Raw genomic sequence first — 10628 nt, forward strand, 5'->3', positions numbered from 1 at the left:
AGTTTCTATATTATAATCTATTTTTGTAAATTGAACATAAAACATACTTTAACCTATATTTTTAATAAAATAGAATAAGAATACTTAGGTTTGTAATTAACTAACTAAAAACAACTAACTTCAAATTGTATGGAATACTTAGAGTTTGAATTACCAATAAAAGAATTAGAAGAGCAGCTAGATAAGTGCGCAATAATAGGAAAAGAAAGTGATGTAGATGTTACAGAAACATGTAAGCAAATTGAACAAAAATTAGCTGCAACTAAGAAAGATATATACAAAAATCTTAGTGCATGGCAACGTGTTCAATTATCGCGTCATCCTAATAGACCATATACTTTAGATCATATTAATGCTTTGTGTGGAAATACATTTTTAGAGCTTCATGGCGATAGAAATGTTAAAGATGATAAAGCAATGATTGGTGGACTAGGAAAAATAGGAGATCAATCTTATATGTTTATAGGCCAGCAAAAGGGATTTAATACTAAAACAAGACAGTATAGAAATTTCGGAATGTCAAATCCAGAAGGCTACCGAAAAGCGCTACGTCTTATGAAATCAGCAGAAAAATTTGGTATTCCTGTTGTTACTTTAATTGATACACCAGGTGCTTATCCAGGTTTAGAAGCGGAGGAACGTGGACAAGGCGAAGCAATTGCAAGAAATATACTTGAAATGGCACGATTAAAAGTTCCTATTATTACCATAATTATAGGTGAAGGTGCGTCAGGTGGTGCTTTAGGTATTGGAGTAGGTGATAAAGTAATGATGTTAGAGAATACATGGTATTCTGTGATCTCTCCAGAATCATGTTCTTCTATTTTGTGGAGAAGTTGGGAATATAAAGAACAAGCTGCTGAAGCCTTAAAATTAACAGCCAAGGATATGAAACGTATGAAATTGGTTGATCAAATTATAAAAGAACCTGTCGGTGGAGCACATAGAGATAGGGAAGCAACTTTTAAATCCGTTAGTGATGCTATCGTTAAGTCTTATGAGGAGTTAAAAAACTTATCACCAAAAGATTTAGTAAAACAGCGTATGGAAAAATACAATGATATGGGTGTCTATAAAGACTAATTCCACTAAACAAAGGCCATTAAAAAAAACTGAAGTTTATGCTTCGGTTTTTTTTATCACTATTAACAATATTTTAGAGTTATTAACAGTTAAATTGTTGAAGACATGTTAAGATTGAAACTACAGCTTTTTCATTTCTACAACACTATTTAGTTATTTTTGTTACTTATGAAACAACCCAATCCAGTAACTGGTTATAAAGTAGATAAAAGCACAATCATTAGTTTAGAGAAAGGTAAGATACCTCCTCAAGCTGTTGATTTAGAAGAAGTTGTGCTTGGTGCTATGATGATTGATAAAAAAGGTGTTGATGAGGTAATCGATATACTGAGCCCAGATGCTTTTTATAAAGAAGCCCATAAATACATTTTTGAATCCATATTTAAACTATTTGAAAATTCCGAACCGGTCGACTTATTAACCGTTTCTAGCCAACTAAAGAAAGACCAAAAATTAGACATTATTGGTGGCGATTTTTATCTTATTTCTTTAACACAACGTGTGTCATCTTCAGCACATATTGAATTTCATGCACGTATTATACTTCAGAAATACATACAAAGAAGTTTAATAAAAATTTCAAACGAAATTATTGAAGAAGCCTATGACGAAACCAGAGATGTTTTTGATCTTCTAGATACAGCCGAGGCAAAATTATATGAAGTTACGCAAGGAAACGTTAAGAAATCAACGGAATCTGCTCAGAGTTTAGTGATTCAGGCTAAGAAGAAGATTGAAGAGATCTCTAATAAAGAAGGTATGAGTGGTATACCTTCAGGATTTGATAAATTAGATAAATTAACCTCAGGTTGGCAGCCATCAGATTTAGTTATTGTGGCGGCAAGACCAGGTATGGGTAAAACAGCATTTACTTTAACAATGGCTAGAAATGTAGCCGTTAATAGTAATACTCCTGTAGCTTTCTTCTCGTTAGAGATGTCATCAGTACAGTTAATAACACGATTAATTTCGAGTGAAACTGGGTTGTCTTCTGAGAAATTAAGAACAGGTAAACTAGAAAAGCACGAGTGGGAACAACTAAACGTTAAAGTAAAAACCTTAGAAAAAGCACCTCTATTTATAGATGATACACCGTCGTTATCTATTTTCGATCTAAGAGCAAAGGCACGTCGTTTAGCATCGCAATATGGCATAAAGATGATCATGATTGATTATTTACAATTAATGACAGCTGGTGGAACACAGAAAGGCGGAAATCGTGAACAAGAAATCTCAATGATTTCTCGTAACTTAAAAGCTTTAGCAAAAGAATTAAGTGTACCTGTTATTGCGTTGTCACAGTTGTCTCGTGCTGTTGAAACTCGAGGTGGAAGCAAACGTCCTTTACTATCAGATTTAAGAGAATCTGGTGCTATTGAGCAAGATGCAGATATTGTATCTTTTATATACAGACCAGAATACTATAAAATTGATGAATGGGATGATGAAGAACGATCGCCAACTGCAGGTCAAGGTGAATTTATTGTAGCAAAGCACAGAAATGGTGGGTTAGAAAACATCCGATTGAAATTTATTGGACACTTAGGTAAGTTTGATAATTTAGACGATTTTGATACACCATTTGGAGAGTTTCATTCTAAGATGAATGCAGCAGCTAATGATAATACATTTAGTCCAGATAATTTCCCGTCACCATCTGATGCCTTTGATGGTCCGGAAGATGATGGAGTCCCTTTTTAACATCAATTTAAGGAATTGAACATTGTTTTTTAACTTATCTTTGTAAGCTCAGTTAAACCAAATCTATATAATGTTAAATCAAAGACGTACAACAAACATATTGTTGCTAATCATAGTAATTCCTTTAGTGTTTTATTTGCTTAAGATCTTGTCGTTTATTTTTATACCATTGATCTTTTCCATGTTTATTGCCTTATTATTTCTACCTATAATGAGATGGTTAGGACGTCGTAAAATACCAAAGGTAATTAGTATTATTATAGTGTTATTATTGGTAAGTGTAGGTTTAAAATTAGGCATTGAATTAATTCAGTTGTCCAGCAGACAAATATTAGCTAATAATGCAGAATTTTTATCTAAAGCCGAATTAAAACTAGAAGATCTAAAAGTTTACTTGTTTGATAATTTTGGAATTGAGTTAAAGCAAGAACACAGTTTTATAGGGCAATTTTTTCAGAAAGAAAACTTAGGGTCTACCTTAGGGTTTTTAAATTCCTTTTTAACGGGTTTATTAATGACAGTTTTCTTTGTGGTCCTGTGGTTAGCTGAATCTATTAATGTTCATAAATTATTAAATAGCACATTATTAAAACGAAAACATACGTCTGTAAAAACGTTTATGAAGATAGAAAACGACCTCATAAAGTTTATAAAAGTTAAGTTTTTGGTTAGTGCGCTAACCGGTATTTTTACAGGTTTAATGTGCGTGTTTTTCGATGTGAGTTTCCCTATTTTTTGGGGTTTATTTGCCTTTGCCATAAACTTTGTACAAATGGTTGGTTCTTTTATCTCCGTTATATTATTATCTATTTTTGCATTTGTAGAGCTAGATCCTACAAGCACATTGTTCTTTTTTATATTAGCAATTTCGTTAGTACAAGTTACATTTGGTGCAATATTAGAACCTATTTTTATGGGTAAATCTTTTTCAATTAACGTTATAGCCGTTTTGGTAATGCTGATGTTTTGGGGTTTTCTTTGGGGAATACCAGGCTTAATTATGGCAATACCGATTACCGTCTTTATTAAAATTATTTTAGATCAGTTTGAAAGTACTAAAGTAATTGCCAGTTTATTATCTGGTAGTGAAACGCAATTGGATTAAAAGCACTAATTGATGATACAAACCGTATCTACTTAAATCTTAAAAGAATAATAAATTGAGATTCAAATAGACTAAATAATACCTAAATTCCGTTTTTATTAAAAAATGTACTTTAAAAAAATAATCATATTAAGTCTCTTGCTGGTTTTTAGTGTTAAGACCTATGCGTCATATATTCTAATTCCTATGGATGCAGAAACACAAGAAAATCACCTAAAGGCCTATGGCGTTACTTATTGGACGCTAGAGCGTGAGCTAAAAGTAAAATGGTTATTAAATTATAGAGGCGGATCTTTTTTATTACCAGATGCTGAAATTATTCAACGCGAATGCCAAATTAGAGGTGTGTCTTTTGAAATTTTATCAGATTCTAAAGCAGCACAAATATTAGAGGATATTTCTAGCCCTTCAGTTAATCAAGAAGCAGTTGTTTTAGAAAAGGCTCCAAAAATTGCAGTTTATACACCATATGGTAAGCAGCCTTGGGATGATGCTGTGACAATGGTATTAACCTATGCAGAAATTCCTTATGAAACTATTTATGATAAAGAAGTTCTAAATGATGAATTGTTACTATATGATTGGTTGCATTTACATCATGAAGACTTTACAGGTCAATATGGAAAATTTTACAGAACATATAGGTCTGCAGCGTGGTATATAGAAGAAAAAAACAACGCTGAAGAATTAGCAAAGTCTTTAGGGTATTCTAAAGTTTCTGAAGAAAAATTGGCTGTAGCGCTTAAAATTAGAGACTACGTTGTTGGAGGTGGTTTTATGTTTGCGATGTGCTCAGCTACTGATAGTTTTGATATTGCATTATCAGCTGAAGGCGTAGATATATGTGAGCCCATGTTTGATGGTGATGGCAGTGATCCAAGTTACCAGAGTAAAATAGATTACACCAATACATTTGCATTTAAAGATTATATACTAGAACGTAGTCCCAACGTCTATGAGTTTTCATCTATAGACATGACTCAAAAAAGAAAGATTCATAAAACAACAGATTATTTTTCCTTAATGGAGTATTCTGCAAAATGGGATCCAATTCCAACAATGCTTACTCAAAATCATACAGCATTAGTTAAAGGATTTATGGGACAGACTACATCATTTACTAGAGAGCAAATTAAGTCTAACGTATTGGTAATGGGTGAAAATAGAACAAACGGAGAGGCTAAATATATTCATGGTATAAAAGGTAAAGGTTTTTTTACATTTTATGGAGGTCATGATCCCGAAGATTATACGCATAGAGTAGGTGATCCAAAAACAGAGTTAGACCTGCATCCAACTTCTCCTGGATACCGTCTGATATTAAATAATGTTTTATTTCCAGCAGCGAAAAAGAAGAAACAGAAGACTTAATTTAATTACAAAGTATCTTATTTTTTTGTATTTTAAGACCTATAATTTATTAAACTATGGGCGCAAAAGAAGACATTCTTAACAAAATTCAAATTTTAATTACAAATCATTTTAGTACTCCAGAAAAGGCATTTGCTTTTTTTGATAAAGACAGTAATGGAAAATTGAGTAGAAAAGAAATTGTAAACTTATTAAAGCAAGCTGAAATTAGTGGTTTTCTTACAGGTATTGTAGCGACTAAATTAATAGAAGGTTATGATAAAGATGGCGATGAACTAATAGATTGGGAAGAGTTTAAAATAGCAATTGATGAAATTTCTACGACATAAAACTTGCATAGAACTAATTTATCATGAATTTTTATCAAAAGGAGATTAAACTTAAAGCATATCCAAGAGGATTTTATGTTATTACATCAGAAATACGAGAAGCGATTCCCGAAATTAGACATATAAAAATTGGACAGCTACAAGTATTTATTAAACATACATCTGCAAGTTTAACCATCAACGAGAATGCAGATCCAACCGTGAGACTAGATTTTGAAAGTCATGTTAATATCATGGTACCTGAAAATCAACCTTATTATCAGCACACCTATGAAGGTTCTGATGATATGCCTGCGCATATAAAAGTATCATTATTTGGTAATTCAGTTCAAATTCCGATTACTAATGGGGAACTAAATTTAGGAATTTGGCAAGGCATTTATCTATGTGAACATAGAAATAGAGCTGGAGGAAGACAACTAGTTCTTACCGCATTTGGAAACTAAGTTTTCTAAAATAATTTCTACACCGAAGTTGTCATTAGTTTTAGTTTCAAAATTAGCAGCAGCTTTAACATTTGGATGTGCGTTTTTCATAGCATAACTAAATTTGGCGTGTTTCATCATGTCTAAATCATTATTATAGTCGCCAAATACCATGGTTTCTGAAGCTTTGATATGAAGATGATTTTGTAAAAACGTTATGGCGTTTCCTTTATTGGTAATGGGTTCGGAAATATCCACCCAATGTTTTCCTGAAACGACGACATTTAGATTAGGCCTTAAATGTGATACGTAAGGTAAAATATGCCTTTCAGAGTTGGTAGAATGATATAAGGCTATTTTGATGACGTTAGCATCAATGGCTTCAAACGAATCTACAATAGTATAGGTGGAATAATATTCGGAAATAGTGTCTATTATTTTCTGTGGAGCATTTAGAATATAAGCTTTATGTTTAGTACAAAAAATAGGATATGTATTTTCAATTTTTGAAACTAAAGTATATAATTCTAACAAGCGATTTGCTTCTAAAGCATAGGCGAGTAGCGTGTTCCCATTTTGAATAACTAAGCCGCCATTTTCTGCAACAATAATGATATCATCTTTTATAGGTTTAAGTTTTTCGATAATACTATAATAGGGTCTGCCGCTAGCTGCCACAAACTGAATATTACGCTGTTGTAAAGATTTAAATACTTGGAAAAACCTTGAACTTACTTCGTGCTTAGAATTAAGTAACGTACCATCCATATCCGTAATGACCATCTTTATATGCTCCATATTATTATAAGTTAATTTGAAAGTTGTTTTAATAAAAAAATCCGATTCAAATTAATGAACCGGATTTTTATAAGCGAAATGTTGTTATTAATTTGGCTAAAAGCCTTATTTAACTTTGTTTATGATAGCTTCAAAAGCTTCTGGATGATTCATTGCTAAATCTGCAAGTACCTTACGGTTCAAGTCGATATTATTAGCTTTTAAACCTCCCATAAATTTTGAATAGCTCATTCCGTGTTGTCTTGCACCTGCGTTAATACGCATAATCCATAATGAACGGAATGTTCTCTTTTTTACTCTACGGTCTCTGTACGAATATTGCATCGCTTTATCAACCGCATTTTTTGCTACTGTCCAAACGTTTTTACGTCTTCCAAAGTAACCTTTTGCTTGCTTAAGAACCTTTTTTCTTCTGGCTCTTTTCGCTACTGAATTTACTGATCTTGGCATTTCTTTAATTGTTTTTTTGTAGTAGGCGACCTATAAAGGTACTTGCTAAATTGTTTTGCCTAACTCCAGGGTTTATAATTTATTTTAACCGATTAAAACGTGTTACTTTAAACGTAACATAGTTTTAATATTGTCCTCATCAGCTTTATGTACTAAAGCATCGTGAGTTAATGCAAGCTTACGCTTTTTAGATTTTTTTGTCAAAATATGACTCTTAAAAGCGTGCTTTCTTTTAATTTTACCGGTACCCGTTAATTTAAAACGTTTCTTGGCACTCGATTTAGTTTTCATTTTAGGCATTTCTTCCTCTTTTAAATTTACGTTTCGCTTATTATCTTTAAAACTGTAATCTACAGTTCGTATTACTTTTTCTTAGGTGCTATGAACATAATCATACGCTTTCCTTCTAATTTAGGCATTTGTTCAACCTTTCCATATTCTTCCAGATCTTGAGCTAATTTTAATAATAAAATTTGGCCTTGTTCTTTAAAGACAATTGATCGTCCTTTAAAGAATACAAAAGCTTTTAACTTTGCTCCATCTTTTAAGAATTTTTCAGCATGTTTTTTCTTAAATTCATAATCATGATCGTCTGTTTGAGGACCAAATCGAATTTCTTTTACAACTACTTTTGTTGCTTTTGATTTTAATGCTTTTTCTCTTTTCTTCTGTTCGTAAAGGAATTTTTTATAATCCATAACCTTACAAACAGGAGGATTCGCGTTTGGCGATATCTCTACAAGATCTAAACCTTGTTCATCGGCAATAGATAAAGCTTTTTTTATAGGATATACTCCTATTTCGACATTATCTCCGACAAGTCTTACTTCTTCAGATCTGATCTTAGAATTTATACGGTGTTTATCCTCTTGAGATACACGTCTATTATAATTCTTTCTGTTTCTACGTATTGCTATGGCTTCTGTAATTTAAATTAAACTTATTATTTTATTTAAAAGTTTTTAAACTTTTATTTACTCTTTCTTTGACTAAATTCGAAAAGTCTTCTACAGTAATCATGCCAAGATCTTCACCACCGTGTTGTCTCACTGTTACTGTATTTTCCTTTTCTTCTTGCTCTCCAACAATAATCATAAACGGAAATTTTTGCAATTCAGCTTCGCGAATTTTCTTACCTACCGTTTCATTTCTATTGTCCGTAAGGGCGCGAATTTCGTCATTTTCTAGCACATTTAAAACTTTTTCGGCGTATTTTTCATATTTCTCACTAATTGAAATAATAATTACCTGTTCTGGCATTAACCAAAGTGGGAAATTACCACCAGTATGTTCTAATAAAATGGCAACGAATCTTTCCATACTTCCAAACGGAGCACGGTGAATCATTACAGGTCTATGCATCTCATTATCACTACCCTTATACGTTAAATCAAAACGTTCGGGTAAATTGTAGTCGACTTGAATTGTTCCCAATTGCCATTGTCTTCCCAATGCGTCCTTAACCATAAAATCTAGTTTTGGACCATAAAAGGCGGCTTCTCCTGTTTCTACAACATAATCGAGACCTTTATCAATGGCCGCGTTTAAAATGGCTTGCTCTGCTTTTTCCCAATTGTCGTTACTTCCTATATATTTTTCTGGATTTTCCGGATCTCTTAAGGACACTTGCGCTTTAAAATTTTCAAATCCTAATGAACCAAATACATATAAGACAAGATCAATTACTTCTTTAAATTCAGCATCTAACTGATCAGGTGTACAAAAGATATGAGCATCATCTTGAGTAAACCCTCTTACTCTTGTTAATCCATGTAACTCTCCACTTTGTTCGTATCTATATACTGTTCCAAATTCCGCAAATCGCTTAGGTAATTCTTTATAAGAAAAAGGCTTACTATTGTATATCTCACAATGGTGTGGACAGTTCATCGGTTTTAATAGAAATTCTTCTCCTTCTGCTGGAGTTGTAATAGGTTGAAAGCTATCTTCTCCATATTTAGCATAGTGTCCCGAAGTAACATAAAGTTCCTTTTGCCCAATATGAGGAGTGACAACCATTTCATAGCCTGCCTTTTTTTGAGCAGCTTTTAAGAAATTTTCTAAACGTTCTCTTAAGGCTGCACCTTTAGGTAACCATAATGGTAAACCTTGACCAACTCTTTGTGAAAACGTAAAAAGTTCCAATTCTTTACCTAGTTTTCTATGATCTCGTTTTTTAGCTTCTTCTAATAGGTGAAGATATTCTGTCAATTCCTTTTGTTTAGGAAATGAAATCCCATAGACCCTAGTAAGCTGTTTGTTATTTTCATCTCCTTTATAATACGCACCAGCGACACTTAAGATTTTTACTGCTTTAATAATACCAGTATTTGGGATATGTCCACCACGACATAAATCGGTAAATGTAGAATGGTCACAAAAACTAATTGTACCATCCTCAAGGTTGTCAATTAAGTCTACTTTATAATTGTTTTTACCTTTATAATAGGAGAGTGCTTCTGATTTTGAAACGCTACGCATTTTAAAATCATGTTTACCTCTTGCTATTTCAATCATTTTATTCTCAATAGCTTTAAAATCTTTTTCTGAAATTGAGCCTTCTTCTAAATCTACATCGTAATAAAAACCATTATCAATTGCTGGACCTACCCATAGTTTTATATTAGGATATAATTCTTCTAATGCCTGTGCTAATACATGAGCAGAAGAATGCCAAAACGCTTTTTTCCCAGCATCATCTTTAAAAGTATATAAAGTTAGGCTACCATCAGTAGTCAATGGAGTGGTGGTCTCAACAACTGTATCATTAAATTTTGCTGAAATAACATTGCGAGCAAATCCTTCGCTAATATCTACAGCCACTTCATAAGGTGTTACCTCTTTTTTATCAAAAGATCTAACCGAACTATCAGGTAGAGTAATATTTATCATTATTATAGTATAAAATTTTAGACGGCAAAGATAGACCTATATATATTATAGACAAAGTGAAGTTTCTATAAAATCATATAGAAACGTAACTTTTATTATAGTAATTTATAAAGTTATAGTTATTACTATGTCTTTTGAGGTAACTTTAATTGATAAAAATATATTAATACGTCAGGTTCCATGGATCTATTTCATGGGCTCATATATTGTGATGGTTAAATCAAATCAATATTTACGCGAAAGTTTACATGAATACAACATGCTCTCCTCTAAGTGAAATAGCCTATTAATATGAGATTAACAGGGCTTGATTAATCTAAGTGCAAATAATTTAAAATTTAAATATCTGGTTTTAAGCTGATTGAAAATAAATTAAAAATAAAGTTTAAAAAGTAGTTGTTAGAAAGAAAAAGGGTTTTATATTTGCACCCCGAAACAAAAACAATGGTTTGTGATTCGGACGTTCATTTCCAG

General features: G+C 32.2%; 11 protein-coding genes. 6 read left to right on the top strand and 5 right to left on the bottom strand.

Going from position 1 to position 10628, the window contains the following annotated elements; genetic code table 11:
• Window positions 1-129 precede the first annotated feature (129 nt).
• From HNV08_RS15375 to HNV08_RS15400, 6 genes are all read left to right on the top strand, one after another.
• Window positions 130-1083: an acetyl-CoA carboxylase carboxyltransferase subunit alpha gene (locus HNV08_RS15375; protein WP_173282247.1), complete on the top strand. Its 954-nt coding sequence runs from the start codon at window positions 130-132 to the stop codon at window positions 1081-1083.
• A 168-nt stretch (window positions 1084-1251) separates the two neighbouring features.
• Window positions 1252-2784, top strand: a complete 1533-nt coding sequence (gene dnaB / locus HNV08_RS15380) for a replicative DNA helicase (protein ID WP_173282248.1) — start codon at window positions 1252-1254, stop codon at window positions 2782-2784.
• 70 nt (window positions 2785-2854) lie between these two features.
• Complete coding sequence (locus HNV08_RS15385; RefSeq protein ID WP_173282249.1) at window positions 2855-3889, top strand: AI-2E family transporter; 1035 nt, start codon at window positions 2855-2857, stop codon at window positions 3887-3889.
• A 186-nt stretch (window positions 3890-4075) separates the two neighbouring features.
• Window positions 4076-5260: an asparagine synthetase B gene (locus tag HNV08_RS15390; protein ID WP_173282259.1), complete on the top strand. Its 1185-nt coding sequence runs from the start codon at window positions 4076-4078 to the stop codon at window positions 5258-5260.
• A 56-nt stretch (window positions 5261-5316) separates the two neighbouring features.
• On the top strand, window positions 5317-5589 hold the full coding sequence (locus HNV08_RS15395) for an EF-hand domain-containing protein (RefSeq protein WP_173282250.1): 273 nt from the start codon (window positions 5317-5319) through the stop codon (window positions 5587-5589).
• 23 nt (window positions 5590-5612) lie between these two features.
• Window positions 5613-6035: a secondary thiamine-phosphate synthase enzyme YjbQ gene (locus HNV08_RS15400; RefSeq protein ID WP_173282251.1), complete on the top strand. Its 423-nt coding sequence runs from the start codon at window positions 5613-5615 to the stop codon at window positions 6033-6035.
• Here the strand turns inward: HNV08_RS15400 and HNV08_RS15405 are convergent.
• The 5 genes from HNV08_RS15405 to thrS form a co-directional block, all read right to left on the bottom strand.
• Entirely contained in the window at window positions 6009-6812 is an 804-nt protein-coding gene (locus tag HNV08_RS15405; protein WP_173282252.1) for an HAD family hydrolase, read from the bottom strand. The two genes, HNV08_RS15400 and HNV08_RS15405, sit on opposite strands and share 27 nt — an antisense overlap.
• Window positions 6813-6917: 105 nt before the next feature.
• A complete protein-coding gene (gene rplT, locus HNV08_RS15410) occupies window positions 6918-7262 on the bottom strand; it encodes a 50S ribosomal protein L20 (protein WP_173282253.1) in 345 nt (114 codons plus the stop codon).
• A gap of 102 nt (window positions 7263-7364) precedes the next feature.
• Window positions 7365-7562 carry a 50S ribosomal protein L35 gene (gene rpmI, locus HNV08_RS15415; protein WP_173282254.1) on the bottom strand — a complete coding sequence of 66 codons (198 nt, stop codon included), beginning with the start codon at window positions 7560-7562 and terminating at the stop codon, window positions 7365-7367.
• Window positions 7563-7624: 62 nt separating this feature from the next.
• Window positions 7625-8173 carry a translation initiation factor IF-3 gene (gene infC, locus HNV08_RS15420; protein WP_317170259.1) on the bottom strand — a complete coding sequence of 183 codons (549 nt, stop codon included), beginning with the start codon at window positions 8171-8173 and terminating at the stop codon, window positions 7625-7627.
• Between the two features lie 37 nt (window positions 8174-8210).
• The gene (gene thrS / locus HNV08_RS15425) at window positions 8211-10154 is read right to left on the bottom strand and encodes a threonine--tRNA ligase (protein ID WP_173282255.1); all 1944 of its coding nucleotides are present in this window, start codon (window positions 10152-10154) and stop codon (window positions 8211-8213) included.
• Window positions 10155-10628 lie beyond the last annotated feature (474 nt).

Origin of the sequence: Winogradskyella eckloniae, assembly GCF_013249045.1 — a bacterium.
In the GTDB taxonomy this organism is placed as follows: domain Bacteria; phylum Bacteroidota; class Bacteroidia; order Flavobacteriales; family Flavobacteriaceae; genus Winogradskyella; species Winogradskyella eckloniae.

Bases quoted from the DNA above. Each gene is read 5' to 3' on its own strand.
- dnaB (WP_173282248.1), top strand. From the start codon at position 1,252: ATGAAACAACCCAATCCAGTAACTGGTTATAAAGTAGATAAAAGCACA.
- HNV08_RS15405 (WP_173282252.1), bottom strand. From the start codon at position 6,812: ATGGAGCATATAAAGATGGTCATTACGGATATGGATGGTACGTTACTT.
- rpmI (WP_173282254.1), bottom strand. From the start codon at position 7,562: ATGCCTAAAATGAAAACTAAATCGAGTGCCAAGAAACGTTTTAAATTA.
- HNV08_RS15390 (WP_173282259.1), top strand. From the start codon at position 4,076: ATGGATGCAGAAACACAAGAAAATCACCTAAAGGCCTATGGCGTTACT.
- HNV08_RS15375 (WP_173282247.1), top strand. From the start codon at position 130: ATGGAATACTTAGAGTTTGAATTACCAATAAAAGAATTAGAAGAGCAG.
- HNV08_RS15385 (WP_173282249.1), top strand. From the start codon at position 2,855: ATGTTAAATCAAAGACGTACAACAAACATATTGTTGCTAATCATAGTA.
- thrS (WP_173282255.1), bottom strand. From the start codon at position 10,154: ATGATAAATATTACTCTACCTGATAGTTCGGTTAGATCTTTTGATAAA.
- HNV08_RS15400 (WP_173282251.1), top strand. From the start codon at position 5,613: ATGAATTTTTATCAAAAGGAGATTAAACTTAAAGCATATCCAAGAGGA.
- rplT (WP_173282253.1), bottom strand. From the start codon at position 7,262: ATGCCAAGATCAGTAAATTCAGTAGCGAAAAGAGCCAGAAGAAAAAAG.
- HNV08_RS15395 (WP_173282250.1), top strand. From the start codon at position 5,317: ATGGGCGCAAAAGAAGACATTCTTAACAAAATTCAAATTTTAATTACA.